Below are 16,363 nucleotides of genomic sequence, written 5' to 3' on the forward strand. Positions count from 1 at the left end.
ATGGTATGAACAAGCTCACACTGACTGCGCTTTTGACGATTCTCACACTCGGCCTTGCGGCCTGCGGTTCGGAAGACAACGAAGGGGTTGATGTCGAGCAGGCTGCGGATAACGCCGGAGACATGATGGACGACGCAGCGGATTCCACCGAAGAGGCGTTTGAACAAGCCACCGGTCAGGATGAAAGTGCCATGGGTGAGCTGCAGGAAGGTGCAGAGAATGCCGCCGATGCCATGGGAGATGCCGCAGACGAAGCCGGCGATTCCATTGAAGAGAGCTATGACGAAGCCACCCAGCAGTAACTGAGTTTCGTGATCGCCCCGCGGCGAATGCTGTCGGGGGGCGGTCAGCGCCCTCCCATTGATACACTGCACGTCAGGTCTGTAAGAGAACGTTAACGTGTTTGTCTTTTAAATTTACGCATATTGTCATATTTCCCGCCGACACTGTCCTCTCTACAACATTGACCCGCTGTTCTGTGAGAGAGGCAATAATATGGCTAAGCACGACCTGGATCCCAATTATCTGGATCCCAATTACGAGCCGGTAGTTAACCATTCTGAAAACACTCCCTTCCACCAGGTTCTGGCGGCACGCATGCAGCGCCGCACAGTCATGAAAGGCAGCGTTGGTGCTGCTCTGGCTAGTGTGATGGGGCTGGGACTGGCAGGTTGCGGCAGTGACAGCGATGACAGCAGTACCGAAGGCAATGTCTCCAACACGGATATCGGCTTCGAGGCAGTACCGACCTCCACGGCCAACGAGGTAGTGGTTCCTGAGGGCTACTCTTCTGAAGCGTTCCTCCCCTGGGGCACCCCCATTACCGGATCTTATCCAGAGTACAAGCCGGACGGTACCAACACGGGGCTGGAACAGGAACAGCAGATGGGTATGCACCATGACGGCGTGCATTTTTTCCCGATCGATCTGAAAGCTGGCGGTAACAGCTCCAGTGAAGGGCTGTTGGTGATGAACCACGAGTACATTAACCAGGGCGCGTTACACGCCAACGGCGCTACCTATGTCAATGACATGCGCCCGGCGGATGAAGTGCGCAAGGAAATCGCAGCTCATGGTGTGTCTGTGGTACACATCAAGCGTGATGCCAACGGCACCTGGGATATTGTTTTTGGTAGCGCGTTCAACCGCCGTATCACAGGCAACACGGAAATGGACATCCGTGGCCCGGTTCGCGGTTACAGCAAACTGATTACCAAATATAGCCCGGACGCGACCGCGACCCGTGGGACTCTCAACAACTGTGCAATGGGTCCGACGCCCTGGGGTACCTACCTCGCCGCTGAGGAAAACTGGCACGGCTATTTCGCCAATAGCGATGCAACACAGCCTCGCGAGCAGATCCGCCACGGAGTTGCCAGCTCCAGTCGCTATGACTGGGAACTGGCAGACAGCGCCGAAGACAAGTACATCCGATTCAATGTGAGCACGCAGGGCGCAACGGCTGCCGACGATTACCGCAATGAAGCAAACACCTACGGTTACATGGTGGAGATTGATCCGTTCACCCCGGAAAGCAAGCCGCAGAAACGCACCGCACTGGGCCGCTTCGGGCATGAAGGAGTCATTTTTGCACCGGTCACGGAAGGCGAGCCCGTGGTGTGCTACTCCGGTGATGATTCCCGATTCGAGTACATCTACAAGTTTGTGTCGTCACAGCCATACTATGCGGCTACGGCTGGTGGTTATCTGTTGGATGAAGGCACGCTCTACGTGGCTCGTTTCAATGAGGACGGCTCTGGTGACTGGCTGTCTCTGGACCTGGATGATGCAGACTTTGCAGCCAAAGTTGCGGCAGCACAGGGCACCACGGTGGGAGATATCCAGTTCGATGGTTTTGAAAACCAGGCCGACGTGCTGCTGAACACCCGTCTGGCTGCCGACATTGCCGGCGCCACTACCATGGATCGTCCTGAATGGGGTGCGGTAGACCCGAATTCAGGTCAGGTGTACTTCACGTTGACCAACAACTCGAATCGTGGCAAAGCGGGTTACGATGATGTAAACGCCGCTAACCCTAACGCGTTGAACCAGACTGGTCATATCATCCGCTGGACCGAAGAAGGCAACGATCACACCGCTGTCAGCTTCGACTGGGATATCTTCGTGTTCGCCGGTGAGCAGGGTACCGAAACGGTGGTTGACGGCGAGACCGTCGTATCGCTGACCGACGACAATATCTTCAACAGCCCGGATGGCCTCTGGTTTGACTACAACGGCCGCCTCTGGATCCAGACTGACGGTTCAGATGCTGCGCCGTATCAGAACAACATGATGCTGGCAGCCAACCCGGAGACTCGTGAAATCAAGCGCTTCTTCGTTGGTCCCCAGGGTTGCGAAGTGACAGGTGTAGTTTCCACACCGGATGTGAAGACAATGTTTGTCAACATCCAGCATCCGGATGGCAACTGGCCGGATTCCAGTGATCCTCGGCCACGCGATGCCACGGTCATCGTTACCAGGGATGACGGTGGTGTCATTGGCGCCTGAGCCAACACCGAAGTAACTCTCTGAACGCCGCAAATCCGGCCCACTCCGTAGCAGGGTGAGTCGGATTTGCGGTTTTTTTGTTTCAGAAATGCCATCTTTCGTCGATATGCATGTTAAATACTCATAAAGTATGAGTTTAAAACCCATTCCAATTCTTTAGTCTCCAAATGGGCCTTTAATAACAATATGCGTGCAGTAGCAACAAGAAAGATGAGGTTTTCATGGGGTTTTTGGATCGGACTTCAGTTTGCTGGGGGATGGCATTTGCCGTTCTTGTGGCGGTTATTGCTGCAGCGGTGGCTCCGGTGTTAGGTCTCGACGTTGCGTCTGTTCTCATCGGGTTCGTGATTGGCCTGGTGGCCGCTGGAGGCTACCTGATTGTCCGGGTGCTGGAGCCTATGGAGCGAGGTATCAAGGACTTGAACTCCGGTACTCTCCCTGATGAGCATCCTCTGCAGGCCCGATGTGGCCAGTTGCTTGCCGATGCAAGGGCAGGGCGAGCCCTCGTCGAAACACTCTCCGGCAGTGCTGATACGAACGCGATTTCTGCAGCGCAGGTCTCCTTTGCCGCGGATCAGCTGAAGCTCCGGCTGGACCGTCAGGTTGAGGAAACCGCCCAGATGGCGGATTACGCGGGTCAGATTACCGAGACGGTCAGAGAATCCTCGGAACAGGCAACCGATGCTGCCACTATGGCGCTGCAGAACAGGCAGATCAGTACGGAGGGGCGGGAGGCCCTGAGGTCGGCCATTGACAGTGTTCGGGCCGTACACCGGCAGTCGGGGGAAAATCTGCGGCTGATCCAGGAGCTGAATGAGAAGTCCAACAAGATCCAGGGTGTGACCACCACCATTCAGAGTATCGCCGAGCAAACCAATTTGCTTGCCCTGAATGCGGCCATCGAGGCGGCCCGCGCGGGGGATCAGGGACGCGGCTTTGCGGTTGTGGCCGATGAGGTGCGCCAACTGGCCGGCAGAACTGCTCAGGCGACGGGCGAAGTGGCCGAAACCCTGGAGGAAATCCGGTCCGATACCAAACTGATCGTGTCCCGAATTGAAGAACTCGCCGGGAGCATTGAAGAGGGGCTGACCTCTGTGGAGAGCGTAGGCGAGCGCCTGGAACAGATCAGCGATCAGTCCGGGCTGGTTCAGCAGCAAGTCGCCCGGATCGCAGAAATTGACCAGAGCAATGAGCAGAGTCTGGCCCAGGTATTTTCTGCCATCGAAACGGTGCGTGACCAGATTTCCGAAAGCGATTCCAGTGTGTCGTCACTGGCAGAGCAGGCCTCAACCTTGATGGAGCTTGCCGAAAAAGCCAATGCCTCATTTGCGCTGAACAGTGAGGCCAGCTTTCACCGACCCTTCTTTGACCAGGCGAAAGCAGGTGCCGACCAGATTGGGCAGCTCTTCGAACAGGCCATCCGTGATGGCAAGCTTTCTGAAGGCGCGTTGTTTGACAGGGCCCGGTCTCCTGTACCGAACACCCAGCCACAGAAGTATTCCAGCAGCTTCGACAAATTTACCGATCAGTACCTGCCAACTGTCCAGGAACAGGTGAAGAACGCCCACGATGCCATTGTCTTTGCCATTGCCGCGGCCCCGGACGGGTATGTGCCCACCCATAACCGGGACTTCGCTCATGCGCCGACCGGAGATCCGAAGATTGATCTGCTCAAGAGCCGAAGCAAGCGGCTGTTCAACGATCGGACCGGCATTCGTTGTGGTCAGCATACCGAAGATATGCTGCTGCAAACCTATCGTCGGGATACCGGGGAGATCATGCATGACCTATCTGTGCCGATTTATGTGAATGGCAAGCACTGGGGTGGTTTCCGGCTTGGATATCGTCCGGACAATCACTGATCGTCCCGGGATATTCGCCTGTGACGGCTGTGGTAGACTCAGGTTAACAATCCAAGAGGAGGCTTGCCTTGAGTGAACCGGAGTTTATTCCTGCTGACCCGGATCCCGCATCCCGTCGTTCAGACCCGGCCCGCAATCTTGCGGTCGTGGTTTATATCCTTCAGGCATTGTCATTTTTCGTCGGTGGCATTACCGGATTGGTGGGCGTTATCATCAATTACGTCAAACTGGACGATGTTCGCAATACCTGGGTGGAACGACATTTTCGATGGCAGATCCGCACCTTCTGGATCGGTCTTCTCTGGACGGTCATCGGTGTAGTGACGACAGCGCTGATCATCGGTTGGTTTATTCTTCTTGGCATTTCCATCTGGATCATCTACCGGATCGTCAAGGGGGCCCTGGCCCTGAATGATGGCAAGGCGCCCTCCTGAGCGGGTGCCAGTGATCAGTCTTCGGTAACTTCTTTCAGGCGCAGGGCACTGAGCGTGCCCGCCAGCCCCATCAGGCCGAGAACGATAATGACGGCCACCGGCGAGATCATCGACACGAGCGCGGTGAGTCCGCCGGTGACGAGTAACAGAACGCCAATCACCGTGTTGCTCACAGCCGTGTAATCGGTGCGCTTGTTACCCCCGGCCATATCCACCAGATAGGTTTTACGTCCCAATCGTACCCCGGCATGGGCGATGCTCAGAATGAAAAATGCAACCGGGTAGAACCAGACACTGCCAATCTCAGTGCCCACAAGCCATGCGGTAACACCAACGACCAGACAGGTAGCGCTGGCCATAGCGGCACCGCGTATCATGACCCTGCGACTGGAGGTGTCCGCAGCCCAGCCCCAGAAACTGGCGCTGAGAGAGCTGGCAAGGCTGCTGGCCAACAGGAAGACACCCAGCATCCAACCGATATCGGACTCTTTCTGTGCCAGCACCACGAAGTAGGGAGATGCCAGTGCCGAGCAGAGCAGCAGCGCCCGCGTGATCACGAAGTTTCTGAAGGGAGCGTCATCGCGGAGCAGTGACAGACTCCGGAATGCCTCGTTGATGGCATTGCCGCCACCACCGGTTTCACCGTTGTACTCTTCCACCCCGGCAAACAGGAAGCCGGCAATAACCCAGAGCACACCGGCCAACAGCAGAAGTATCGTGTAAAAGGCAATGGTGGGGTCGCCCCGTTCCCAGAACAGCAGGGCGGTCAGCACGACGGTGGCCGTGCCGCCGATCGTGGAAGCAAGTCCTCCGAGCCTCCCCCGGCGGGTTTTCGGAATGCATTTGCCCTGAACGTCTTTCATGGACACCGAGCAGAATCCGCGGGCCAGGGAAAACACGATGAGAGCAACGATGATCCCGTAGCCGGCTGCATAACCCTCAAGAAACCAGATACTGGCCGCCATGGCCACAACACTGGCGGCCTGTCCGAAACTTCCCAGGGTCCAGAACCACTTGCGGACAGGTTTGCGGCGTACCCAGGCTGCAATGACCATTTGCGGAACCAGTGAACCGGATTCCCGGATCGGCACCAGCCAGGCCACAAGGGCCGGGGCGCCAATGGCACTCATCAGCCAGGCCAGAACGGTTTTCGGGCTGATCAGAAGATCACCGAGCTTGGTCAGTACATTGCTGGCCAGAATCAGGAAAAAATTTCGGGGTACCTCGCGACAGGCGTCATCCGGGATGTCTTTACAGACCCGTGCGTCTTCTTCGTTGGCAATCAGGCTGTACAGCTGGTCAATGGTGTCCTTTTTGCGCTCGGGCAAACCGCAATCCTCCGGGAAAAGAATTCAGAAGGATACCAGTGTGGCCCGGTATCCTTAAGCCCGGTTTACGGCAGGGGCGGTGGATCAGACCAGATGATGATCCCAGTAGACAGGCAATGTCGCAATCTCGCGAGCCGGTTTACCTGCGCCCACCTGAACGAGCCTGCCACGACCGGAGGAAACCAGAAAGTCGCCACCGGTTAGCGCCTGGACGCCGGCACAGTCCGGGATAGATGCCCGGCTGACGAGCTCTCCGGTACTGCCCCGGAACACCACGATGGTGCCTCCAACGGGTGAGGCAGCGGCGACCAGATCGTTTTCCGGATGAGCCACCACGCTGGCGATATAGTTAGCCAGAGCCTTCTGGGTATCCTGGTCAAAGCGGTATTCTCTCAGTTTCCCGTCTTCCAGGCGCGCCAGCAGCGGGGGCGTCTCATAACGAGGCCCCTGGTATTGATAGGCCACATAAACCCTGCCATTGCCACCGACGTTTACATGTCGGGCGCTTTGCTGATGATGGTCGGGCTGAAAACGCCCGACGATGTCGCCGGAGCGACGGTTCATCAGCAGCAGGGCCGGCTGCATGGTGTCCAGGTTGAGCTTCAGGCGGTCGTAATCAGGATGGGTCAGAATGCCGCCGAGCCCAATCACCAGCGTTTCGCCATCGGGATGCAGGGTGAGTTCGTGGGGGCCAACGCCAGCCAGGTCAAAGGTGTCGGCTCGCTGGTAGTTCCGGTGGGCGTCGTAGACAGCCACTATGCCTTCGCCTGGTTCGTAACGGCTGGCAGTGACGTATAACCAGCGGCCGTCAGGTGAGAATACGCCATGGCCGACAAAGTGCTCTCCCGGTTCTGCTTTTACGTGGTGCTTCCGATCTCCGGTGCTGGCATCGAACACGTAAAAGGACCACCCGGGACGGCGTTCGAAGATAAGAAGCTCCGAGTGATCCGGTCTGTTGCAACCGCTGTGGCACCGGCTCTCAACCGGCGCCTGCCAGAGGATGTCGCCGCTGCGATTAAAAGCGCTGACGCCGAAACGGCCATCCGGTAGCCCAATGGCACCGGCATAGTGTTCCGGTTGCCCGGTTGCTTTGCGAGGCAGCAGCGAGCAGCCGGTCAGGCAGACAGCAAGACTGCTTGCGGCCGTCGTTTTCAGGAACGCTCTGCGATTCTGGGGCATGGCGGCGGTTTCCTCAGTCGCCATCACTTGAGTTGAACCCCCGGACCACGCCGATGGCGACGGCTGCCTCATCATTCACCAGGCTGGTCAGTTGAGAAATGTCCACATACAGACCTTGCAGGGTCCGGTACTGGTCGTCGGCTTCAAGCGCTGCTGTCATGGGCATGCGGGCGCCAGGGAAGTTGTCCTGAACCTCGGCAAATTGATTGCGAATACGGTTCGCCAACCCGGTTTCCTCCTTGGACTCCAGTAGTAGGGTCAGTCCGGGGAGGTACAGTTGTTGTAAACCAATCACAGTGGCTTCCACGGTCGCCAGACTCTTGCCACTGCGCCAGGCATCTGTGATGTAGGGGTTGCGTTTGCCATTGCCACTGAGCCCCATGGGTCTTGCCAGTCGACGTTCTTCCAGAATTTCCAGTGCTGCCATGCCCGCGCGAATGGTGGTGTCGCGGTACAGTTCGTTTTCAATATAGTGCGCTTTGAAGGCGCTCCATTGGTCAGTCAGGGTTTGACTGTTCGTCGCAGCGTGCAGTGCAACGTTGGTCAGCAACTCGCAGGTGTGAGGGGCGGGCAGTGAGTTGTTGCCTGTGTTCATTTCCTGGTCGAACAACAGATATTCCATCATCGGAAAGCCCTGAACCGCGACACCGGACTCGCGGATCACGGAAGGGGTGATCGTGGAGTCGTTGTCCAGAAGGTAGCCTGCTTTCCGGGCAACCAGGTTTTTCGGATCGGGCCAGAACTGGAACTGCCATGCGAGATTGTCGGTCTCGATCGGGCCAAAATCGACAAAGCGTACCCGCTGCCACGCCACAAAAGCATCCAGCCAGGCACTCTCGACAAGTGTCCGGCTCTTCTCGGTGGGTGCCTGGCAGTAGTTGCGGGCTGCATCTGACAGTTCGCGGGTTTCGACTGTGAGAGCCTGATAGCCGCCGGCAATGGCCTCATGCCATTGCTGGCGAGCCTCGGTATCTGCAGTACTGGCCAAGGTTAAAGACGACGTGGCGGCCAGGGTAGAGATGCAAAGAAACCTGGTAATCGGTTGCATGGCAGATCCTTAGAGTGAATTCAGGAAATCAATCAGGGCTGAGCGTTCGTCCGCGGGCATCTGTGAGTATTGCTCGACAGCGGGTAGAGCTTCTCCACCGTGCCACAGGACTGCCTCTTCCAGTGTACGGGCGCGCCCGTCATGCAGGAAACCTGACTGGGGATTTACAACCTGCGCCAGGCCGGTGCCCCAGAGTGGTGGTGTACGCCATTCATTGCCGTTGGCCAGAAACTCATCGCGGCCGTCTGCCAGGGCAGGGCCCATATCGTGCAGCAACAGATCGGTGTAGGGCCAGATAGTCTGGTTGCTCAGGTCCGGGCGATCGGCAACTTCACCGGTTTGATGTCTGGGGGTATGACAGCCGGCGCAGCCGATCTCATTAAAAAGTTTCGCGCCCTTCTGTACCGATTCCGAGTCCAGATTCCGGCGAGCCGGCACCGCCAGACTCCGGGCGTAGAAGGTTACAAAGTTGGCCACCTTGTCGCTGACCTCCGGCTCACCGCCATGGGTAAAGCGTTCGCAACGCTGCTCGGAGGTGCAGTCGGTGGCAGGCTTCAGGGACGAGGTCAGTCCCATGTCCCCTGCAAAGGCTCCCATACTCTGCTGGTGCACGTCTGGTTCTGCGGCTTTCCAGCCGAAACGACCGGGCAGCGTTTGTTCAGTTGCCAGGTCCCAGACCTGGTTCAGCTTTCCGGATATCCCATTGTTGTCGGTATCGTCAGGGTCATGCAGAGCCCTGAGATCGTCAATGGGAATGGCTTCCAGCAGACCCATGCCAATCATCTGGGGTGCTACACGGGGTGAGACCAGAAGATTGTCAGGAAGCGGTCCATAGTTCGGATTCTCTATGCGATAAACCGGTTTGCGCAGTTCCACCACGGTACCGTCGGCCAGTGTTTTTTTAACCGGCCGCCACTCGATAACCAGATCAGCCTCCGGCTTGGCGGCGGGCAATGCCGCGGTCTGCAACTGGCTGCCATAGACTGGTGCCGGTTTGAAACCATGCTTTCGCAGGATGTCTGCATCACGGTCAGGGTCTGCAGGTACCGCCAGTCGAAGGAACAGGGATACGGGGGGTTCATCCACGCCGGGCGGGTGACCGCGACCATCCTTGACGTGACATCCCTGGCAGGAATTGGTGTTGAACAGGGGGCCAAGTCCATCCCGGGCGTCTGTGCTTGCCGGCGCTTCCACCCAGGGGTTACGGAAGAAACTGTTGCCGACACTGAAATCCAGCCGTTTGGTCATGGACAAGTTGCGTTGGGGGAGTGAATAGGCATTGGTATCTGCCTGGTCCACAGTCCCCTCGCCACCAGTGGCCGGGGTCATCTGGATAGGGTATCCCGCGTGAGTCTGGGCAAGGGTGGGTGTGCTGGCGATTGCCAGCACACCCATTAGAGCCATCGGTCGCATCATAGTCAGAACGCGTGTCCGGCATCATCTGGAGACAGTGCTTCAATACCCAGATCCCGAGCGGCTTCCTCAATGGAACCGGTCTGCGCAACCAGCGCCATAATAGCGCCGTTGACGATTCGGGAACCCTCGGCATTCCCCGGGGCAATCATGGTGTCGAAGGTCATAGGATTGCTGCTGCTCTCTGCCCGGGCCTTCATGAGACCGAGGGCTTCCATGGAGGTTTCCAGCTGACGATTCAGGCGGGCGTCCAGCTCCGGATCCGTTTGCTGAACCAGGTCAGACAGCGACGGGCCTGATACCAGACTGCCATCCACGCGGCGATAGGTGCCGGTGTAAACGTTCTGAATGCCTTTGCCGTTATAGTAGTGAGAGTTATGAGTGTTATCACTGAAGCAGTCGTGCTCGTCCTCGTAGGAGTTGGCTTCAAGAGCGACCTTCATTCGTTCACCTGCCAGTTCCCCCAGGGACAGAGAGCCCATGCCAAACAGCATTTTCTGGACGCCTTCGTTAGCATCGGCGGCAGTCAGTTGGGCACGATAGTTGTCAGTGGCACCCGGCGCCCACTGGGCGACCATCCAATCGAGATCGGACACCAGCAGATCAGTCACCGCATCAAGGTATTCACCGCGGCGCTCGCAGTTACCATTGGTGCACTCAGCGCCGACGGCGTAGTCGGTCACCGGACGTTCGCCCGCGCCGTGTTCAAAACCGTTCAGATCCTGCCCCCAGAGCAGGAACTCTACGGCGTGGTAGCCGGTAGCCACGTTGGCCTCAGAGCCGCCGATTTCATTCAGGTCTGCTAGCAGCCCAGGCGTCAGAGTGGTTACGTCGAGTGTCTCACCACCGACGTTGACACTGGTGTTGGCAATGATATTGGCCGTTGCACCACCGTTACCGAGTTCGTGCTGATAGTCATCGGCTTTGACGTAATCAATCAGCCCTTCATCCAGAGGCCAGGCGTTCAGCTGACCTTCCCAGTCATCAACAATAGCGTTGCCGAAGCGGAAGACTTCTGTCTGCTGGTAGGGAACCCGCGCTGCCAGCCAGGCGTCTTTGGCCGCTCTCAGGTTAGCTTCTGTCGGGTTGGCGATCAAACGGTCGGTTGCCTCATCCAGTGCACGAGCTGTGATCAGCGCGTCTTGGTAGTTGGCATGCGCGAGATCTGCATAGTGACTCACAACGGATGCCTTGGTGGCCGGACTGGGGGATTCGGCGGACCAGGGGGTGTTTGCGCAGCCGGCGGTCAAGAGGGCCGTAATGGTAAGCGCCAGCGGAGCCGGGCGAAACATGGAAGTCATTCCTTTCTCCATAATCTGTTAATGGTGGTGCAAATAGGAAGGATTAGCGTTAAGGATTATGATTGCCGGCCGGCAGAAAGGCAAGCTGGAAGAGGGAGTGTTTGATGCGTGCGACAGGATGAGGTTCTTGCTCTATGTGGCCGTGATCGGGCTTAATGGCTCCGTTACCAAGGAGCTATTTTTATGCTGAGCTATCTGCACGCCTTCCACGCCGGCAACTTCGCTGATGTCCAGAAACACGGGGCATTGGCGCTAGTCCTCTCCATGATGCAGGCAAAGGCGTCCGACATCGCCTGTTTTGATACCCATGCCGGCAGTGCGGTATACGATTTGCGCAGTGAACGGGCCCGGAAGACGGCAGAGGCCGATGACGGAGTCCAGCGATTGTGGCGGGCCCGGGAGGGGCTCCGGTCAGCGGACTGGATGCCGGTTCTGGACGTTCTGACAAGATTCAATGCCGGCAGTGGAGAGCTTTCCGTGTATCCGGGCTCTCCGGCGTGGTTCCAGAGCTTTCTTCGTTCCGGGGATGGGCTCACTCTGTTTGAACTCCATCCCTCGGAGGGTGAGCAGCTCGCCGGCTGGGCGTCTGAAGCCTCCGTTCGGGTGCTCAGGCAGGATGGCCTGGCGGGATTACTCCGGCAGTTGCCACCCAGGCAGCCGCGCCTGCTGACATTGATTGATCCGTCGTACGAGATCAAATCGGATTATCACGAGGTTGCTGAAACTCTCGAGAAAGCATGGCGAAAGTGTCGTCATGGAGTCTATCTTGTGTGGTATCCCATTCTTACCAGTGGCTTGCAGGAACAACTGAAAGAGTCCGTTCGCGCCACCGGGGTTCGGAAGGTGTTGTGCAGTGAAGTTCATTTGCGAAAACCTCCGGACAGAGGCATGACGGGTTCCGGTATGCTGGTGGTGAACCCACCGTGGGGATTTGATAGCCGACTGTCCGAAATGATGATCGATATTGCCGGGCCTGATGTGATGAATATTGATCATGATCTGGAGTGGCTGGTGCCTGAATAGACACGCTGGTGGACGACTTGAAGGAGCATACGGATTGGCAGAACGACGAGTGGAAGAAACAGGAAGCTCATCGCCGCCCCTGGGGCTCATTCCCATCACTCATTGGAAAGTGCCGGAAACATCCGTAAGCCGCTCGGTCAAGGATGCGTTTCAACAATATCTGGCGCAGCTTCGGGTGGGGGCAAAGCAAGCCGATCAGGCATGTGAAAACCTGGACGATTTGCCTGAACTATCCCGGTCGGGATTACAGACCCTGGCTCCGGCTCCGGACTATGCCTCGGTAGCACAAGAGATTTCGAACGCCTTTGATGCTCTGTGGTCGGAAGAAGGCGGTCAGCGGGACATCAGATTTCTGGTGGCGCCCCCTTTCTGGGGCGTCCGTTCGGCACTCGCCTGCTTTCCGGAGCTGGAGCCGGTGTCGGGTGGAGAGTCCGGTGCCTGGACGTTGATAACGCCGCCCGAGAACCTGTTATTGGATGACCAGAGCGCCCGCGACTGGTGGGACCAGCAGGATCTTTCCAGGCCGTGGGTTATTGCTGAATTGGGTGACTTCTGGCTTCGGCATTTGTCCGGGCTTTCGCTGATTCGCGAGTTGTTGCGGCGGATTGCTGCTGGCGGTCTGGCGCCGGGAATCGTAGGTTGTTCGAGTTGGTGCTGGCAGTTTTGGTCCAGTTATATCGAAGACGTCCATTTTTCCCCGTTAACACCCGAACCCATGGATGCTGTCAGCCTTGGATCCTGGTTTGAGAATCTTGCCGCCAGTGGCGGTCAGGCTCCGGTGTCTGCGCGGATGGCCAATGATGGTGCCGATGTACTGCCTGTGTCAGAGCCGTCCCAGGGGAAAAAAAATAAGCGTAACGGGTTCCTTCGGGAACTAGCTGCGGTAGCTCGGGGCAATCCGGGTGTTGCATTGGCCATCTGGCGGCGTGCGCTGAGGTCGCGACCCGAGGAGCAGGCAGATAGCGGGGAACCCGGGCAGACGGCAAGTGCCGAGCCCCGTGCTTCCCGGGTCTGGGTTGTGCCCTTTGACCAGTTAAGGCTTCCCGCTGTGCCTCAGACGCAGGGCGACAAGATTGGTCTGGTTCTCCATGCCCTGTTGTTGCACGACGGTCTGGATGATTCAGGGCTTGCTCTGGTAACGGGCATTCCGGAGTACGAGTTGGGGTTCGTGTTGACCCGGCTAGCCCGCTCGGAATTAATCGGACGTGGGCAATCCGGCGGCTGTTGGCAGGTTCTCGCGTCAGGATATCCCTCTGTTCGCCGACATCTGCAAAGCTGGGGTTTTCCGGTAGATCCTTTTTAGGAGTGGGGCCATGAACGATTCGGGTTTGAAGGAGATGTTCGCGACGATTTCTTCCGGGGCGTTACTTGAAGCACTGATGATTGTGCTTATAGCGGCTTGCCTGACGTTGATTGTTCAAAAGCTGCTCCCGAAGATTGCCGTTAAGCTGGGTGGCAAACCCCGCTTCTACCTCCTGGCATCAGTGCCTTTGCTGCGGCTGGTTATTATTGCGGGAGCTATCGTACTGGTAGTACCCGCGCTGATTGAACCATCATTCGAAAATATGGTGGCCATTTTTGGCGCTCTGGGTCTGGTCGTGGGTTTTGCGTTCAAGGATTACGGAACCAGCTTGATTGCGGGCATCGTTACTCTCTACGAGATGCCATATCGTCCCGGTGACTGGATCGAGGTGGATGGCAACTATGGCGAGGTCCGCTCGATTGGTATGCGTTCGGCGGAGCTGGTTACCCCAGATGATACGGTTCTTGTGATTCCCCACAGTAAACTCTGGGAATCCGTGATCGCCAATGCCAACGATGGCACCGATAACCTGATGTGTGTGGCTGAATTCAATCTTGAGCCTCACCATGATGTCTGCAGAGTGATGACCTTGTTGAGGGATGTGGCCTACACGAGTCCCCATACACGGACATTCCGGCCTGTCGTTGTTGTGGTTTCCAATACTTCCTGGGGCATGTGTTATCGACTGAAAGCCTATCCGGTGGAAGTGAAAAACCAGTTCCGGTTTATTTCAGAGCTGACGGCCAGGGGCGCCAGGGCGCTTGCCGACGAGGGCGTCAATTTTGTTTCAGCTCCGGTCACCGGAGGACACTGATAGCGGGGCTTCTTGTTCAAGCTGCGTGATCATCCGGAGCAGCGTGTCGAGTATTCGTTGTCCGTTTTCCCCGGTGCGTTCCAGATAAAAGTCACGTACCGGAATGCTGGCCTGACGGAAGACATCCCGTTCGGCATTGGTGAGGCGTACAACCGATAGTTGTCCTTCCTCAAGCATTTTTTCAAGCCGGTTCTGGTTAAGATCTTCCTGGGTTTTCCAGGCAACTTCAGCAACATCACTGAGGCCTTTGTTCAGCCATCGCCGCTGGTTTTCCGGCAGGGCGTTATACCACTCGGGGTTTGAGACGACAGAGGAAACGAACTGAGCCGGCCGGGCGAGCGTCAAGGTGCTCTGGACTTCATAGAAGTCCATTTCTTCAATGGCAAATACCGGATTGCTCTGAGCGTCTATCTTGCGCAGTTGTAGGTCGCTGTATACCTGTGAATAGGGGGTCTGGGTAGGCTCTCCGCCGTAGACCCGAAAGGTTTTTGCGGCCATATTGGATGTCATGGTCCGGATTCGAAGCCCGCTGAAGTCGTCCGGAGTTCGAAGCGGTTTGTTGGCGGTCCAGGCCATCCAGCCTTCGGGAACAAAGCTCAGCAGTTTCATGTTCTGCTGCGCATAAGGTTGTTCAAACAGTTCAAGCAATTCCGGGCTTGCCAGCAGCTGGCGGGTGATGTCGGCGTCCTCGGGCATGACATAGTGCAGCATGAAAAGGCCTGCCTCGGGAACGATATCGGCAAGATGACCGGGAGAGGCGAACGTGAGGCTTACCGAACCGTTGCGGACCAATTCAGTGAGCTGAGTCGAGGTTCCCAGAGAGCCGTAAGGGAAGACGTCTATTTCAATTTTTCCATCAGAGCGTTCTTCAATGCGCTCCTTGAGGGCCATGGCATAGGCGTGTTGAACGCTACCCTCGATTTCCTCCAGGGCAAAGCGCCAGGTTACCGGATAATCCGTCCCTGTGCTGGTGGCATCCCCGTTGCCAGAGGTCTGACTGTCTGAACAACCGGTCAACGCCATGGCCAGAGTGATACTCAGTGACCAGAACCTGAAACGGGTGATAGGCATAGCGGGGACTCCAGTTCTCTCAATCCTTGTTTGATATTGGTGTACAAGTTAACACAAGAATGTCTCCGGCCGTGGGTAACAGGGTGCGATTGCATTACACTGTCGCCACGAATGAGTCTGGGAAAGGAGAGTGGTTTGATGAAGTTCCAGCTGCCGGAGAGAGGCCGGAAATGAAGAATCAGAAGCAGGCGATGCTCTATGGCCTTGGCACGGTGCTGCTGTGGTCAACCGTGGCAACCGCGTTCAAGCTCTCTCTCAGGGAGCTCGCGCCCGTTCAGATGCTGCTGATTGCCTGCAGTGCGTCAGTGGTTGTTATAGCCATCATTCTGAAGCTTCAGGGCCGTTGGCATCTGGTGTTTTCGCTCAGTCGTAAACAGTATGCCCAGTCGTTTGGCATGGGGCTAATCAATCCCTGCCTGTACTATTTTCTTTTGTTCGGTGCCTTTGACCGACTGCCCGCCCAGGAAGCGCAACCGCTGAACTATACCTGGGCCCTGGTGCTGGCCTATATGTCGGTACCGTTTCTGGGGCACCGGCTGCGCAAGCTCGATATTGTTGCGGGCCTGATCTGTTATGCCGGAGTAGTGGTGATTGCTACCCGGGGGGCTGTCACTTCGCTGAGCTTCGAGGATCCGCTTGGGGTTTCTCTTGCCCTTGGCAGCACAGTGGTCTGGGCGTCCTACTGGATTATTGCTACACGGGATACCCGCGATCCGGTGGTTGGCCTGTTCCTGAATTTCCTGTGTGGGTTGCCGGTGATTGTTCTGATTTGCTGGTGGACGGAAGGTCTGACCTTTGCCACCGGAACGCCACTCGCCGCCGCGATTTATGTTGGTGTGTTTGAGATGGGCATTGCATTCGTGCTCTGGTCCTACGCCATGAAGAAGGCTGAGAATACTTCGAAGGTCAGCAATCTGATTTTTATATCACCGTTCCTTTCGCTGGTGTTTATCTATTTTATTCTTGGCGAGCAGATTCTGTCTTCTACCTACATCGGACTGGTTTTGATCATGATGGGACTCTGGATCCAGCAGAAAAAAGTGAAGAATCGGGAAGAGGCTCTGAATCTTGGCAGCTAG

Annotated in this window: 14 protein-coding genes; 8 read left to right on the forward strand and 6 right to left on the reverse strand. The window is 56.9% G+C overall.

Going from position 1 to position 16,363, the window contains the following annotated elements:
• Nucleotides 1-5 precede the first annotated feature (5 nt).
• The 4 genes from KO499_RS08755 (at nucleotide 6) to KO499_RS08770 (ending at nucleotide 4,804) form a co-directional block, all read left to right on the forward strand.
• Nucleotides 6-302 (forward strand): hypothetical protein, encoded by a 297-nt coding sequence (locus tag KO499_RS08755; protein WP_215983311.1) that lies wholly within the window; start codon nucleotides 6-8, stop codon nucleotides 300-302.
• Nucleotides 303-495: 193 nt separating this feature from the next.
• Nucleotides 496-2,508, forward strand: coding sequence for a PhoX family protein (locus KO499_RS08760; protein ID WP_215983312.1), 2,013 nt, complete (start codon nucleotides 496-498; stop codon nucleotides 2,506-2,508).
• Nucleotides 2,509-2,729: 221 nt separating this feature from the next.
• Nucleotides 2,730-4,370: a methyl-accepting chemotaxis protein gene (locus KO499_RS08765; RefSeq protein ID WP_215983313.1), complete on the forward strand. Its 1,641-nt coding sequence runs from the start codon at nucleotides 2,730-2,732 to the stop codon at nucleotides 4,368-4,370.
• Between the two features lie 68 nt (nucleotides 4,371-4,438).
• Nucleotides 4,439-4,804 carry a DUF4870 family protein gene (locus KO499_RS08770; RefSeq protein WP_215983314.1) on the forward strand — a complete coding sequence of 122 codons (366 nt, stop codon included), beginning with the start codon at nucleotides 4,439-4,441 and terminating at the stop codon, nucleotides 4,802-4,804.
• Nucleotides 4,805-4,818: 14 nt separating this feature from the next.
• Here the strand turns inward: KO499_RS08770 and KO499_RS08775 are convergent, their stop codons facing one another.
• The 5 genes from KO499_RS08775 to KO499_RS08795 form a co-directional block, all read right to left on the reverse strand.
• Nucleotides 4,819-6,132, reverse strand: a complete 1,314-nt coding sequence (locus tag KO499_RS08775) for an MFS transporter (protein WP_215983315.1) — start codon at nucleotides 6,130-6,132, stop codon at nucleotides 4,819-4,821.
• An 84-nt stretch (nucleotides 6,133-6,216) separates the two neighbouring features.
• A complete protein-coding gene (locus KO499_RS08780) occupies nucleotides 6,217-7,311 on the reverse strand; it encodes a DUF1513 domain-containing protein (protein WP_215983316.1) in 1,095 nt (364 codons plus the stop codon).
• 13 nt (nucleotides 7,312-7,324) lie between these two features.
• On the reverse strand, nucleotides 7,325-8,359 hold the full coding sequence (locus tag KO499_RS08785) for an imelysin family protein (protein ID WP_215983317.1): 1,035 nt from the start codon (nucleotides 8,357-8,359) through the stop codon (nucleotides 7,325-7,327).
• A gap of 9 nt (nucleotides 8,360-8,368) precedes the next feature.
• Nucleotides 8,369-9,775 (reverse strand): di-heme oxidoredictase family protein, encoded by a 1,407-nt coding sequence (locus KO499_RS08790; protein ID WP_215983318.1) that lies wholly within the window; start codon nucleotides 9,773-9,775, stop codon nucleotides 8,369-8,371.
• Between the two features lie 2 nt (nucleotides 9,776-9,777).
• Nucleotides 9,778-11,073, reverse strand: a complete 1,296-nt coding sequence (locus KO499_RS08795) for an imelysin family protein (protein WP_215983319.1) — start codon at nucleotides 11,071-11,073, stop codon at nucleotides 9,778-9,780.
• 183 nt (nucleotides 11,074-11,256) lie between these two features.
• Between KO499_RS08795 and KO499_RS08800 the strand changes: the two genes are divergently transcribed.
• The 3 genes from KO499_RS08800 to KO499_RS08810 are packed head-to-tail and all read left to right on the forward strand — an operon-like array spanning nucleotide 11,257 to nucleotide 14,213.
• Nucleotides 11,257-12,096, forward strand: a complete 840-nt coding sequence (locus KO499_RS08800; RefSeq protein ID WP_215983320.1) for a 23S rRNA (adenine(2030)-N(6))-methyltransferase RlmJ — start codon at nucleotides 11,257-11,259, stop codon at nucleotides 12,094-12,096.
• A gap of 34 nt (nucleotides 12,097-12,130) precedes the next feature.
• A complete protein-coding gene (locus tag KO499_RS08805) occupies nucleotides 12,131-13,399 on the forward strand; it encodes a hypothetical protein (RefSeq protein WP_228339791.1) in 1,269 nt (422 codons plus the stop codon).
• Between the two features lie 10 nt (nucleotides 13,400-13,409).
• Nucleotides 13,410-14,213, forward strand: a complete 804-nt coding sequence (locus tag KO499_RS08810; protein ID WP_215983321.1) for a mechanosensitive ion channel family protein — start codon at nucleotides 13,410-13,412, stop codon at nucleotides 14,211-14,213.
• Here the strand turns inward: KO499_RS08810 and dctP are convergent.
• The gene (gene dctP / locus KO499_RS08815; protein WP_215983322.1) at nucleotides 14,187-15,284 is read right to left on the reverse strand and encodes a TRAP transporter substrate-binding protein DctP; all 1,098 of its coding nucleotides are present in this window, start codon (nucleotides 15,282-15,284) and stop codon (nucleotides 14,187-14,189) included. The two genes, KO499_RS08810 and dctP, sit on opposite strands and share 27 nt — an antisense overlap.
• A 170-nt stretch (nucleotides 15,285-15,454) precedes the next feature.
• On the opposite strand from dctP, the gene KO499_RS08820 reads away from it, so the two are divergent.
• Entirely contained in the window at nucleotides 15,455-16,363 is a 909-nt protein-coding gene (locus tag KO499_RS08820; RefSeq protein ID WP_215983323.1) for a DMT family transporter, read from the forward strand.

The organism is Marinobacter sp. F3R08 (assembly GCF_018860425.1).
Lineage (GTDB): Bacteria > Pseudomonadota > Gammaproteobacteria > Pseudomonadales > Oleiphilaceae > Marinobacter.

Bases quoted from the DNA above. Each gene is read 5' to 3' on its own strand.
- KO499_RS08755 (WP_215983311.1), top strand. From the start codon at position 6: ATGAACAAGCTCACACTGACTGCGCTTTTGACGATTCTCACACTCGGC.
- KO499_RS08760 (WP_215983312.1), top strand. From the start codon at position 496: ATGGCTAAGCACGACCTGGATCCCAATTATCTGGATCCCAATTACGAG.
- KO499_RS08765 (WP_215983313.1), top strand. From the start codon at position 2,730: ATGGGGTTTTTGGATCGGACTTCAGTTTGCTGGGGGATGGCATTTGCC.
- KO499_RS08780 (WP_215983316.1), bottom strand. From the start codon at position 7,311: ATGCCCCAGAATCGCAGAGCGTTCCTGAAAACGACGGCCGCAAGCAGT.
- KO499_RS08785 (WP_215983317.1), bottom strand. From the start codon at position 8,359: ATGCAACCGATTACCAGGTTTCTTTGCATCTCTACCCTGGCCGCCACG.
- KO499_RS08790 (WP_215983318.1), bottom strand. From the start codon at position 9,775: ATGATGCGACCGATGGCTCTAATGGGTGTGCTGGCAATCGCCAGCACA.
- KO499_RS08795 (WP_215983319.1), bottom strand. From the start codon at position 11,073: ATGACTTCCATGTTTCGCCCGGCTCCGCTGGCGCTTACCATTACGGCC.
- KO499_RS08800 (WP_215983320.1), top strand. From the start codon at position 11,257: ATGCTGAGCTATCTGCACGCCTTCCACGCCGGCAACTTCGCTGATGTC.
- KO499_RS08810 (WP_215983321.1), top strand. From the start codon at position 13,410: ATGAACGATTCGGGTTTGAAGGAGATGTTCGCGACGATTTCTTCCGGG.
- dctP (WP_215983322.1), bottom strand. From the start codon at position 15,284: ATGCCTATCACCCGTTTCAGGTTCTGGTCACTGAGTATCACTCTGGCC.
- KO499_RS08820 (WP_215983323.1), top strand. From the start codon at position 15,455: ATGAAGAATCAGAAGCAGGCGATGCTCTATGGCCTTGGCACGGTGCTG.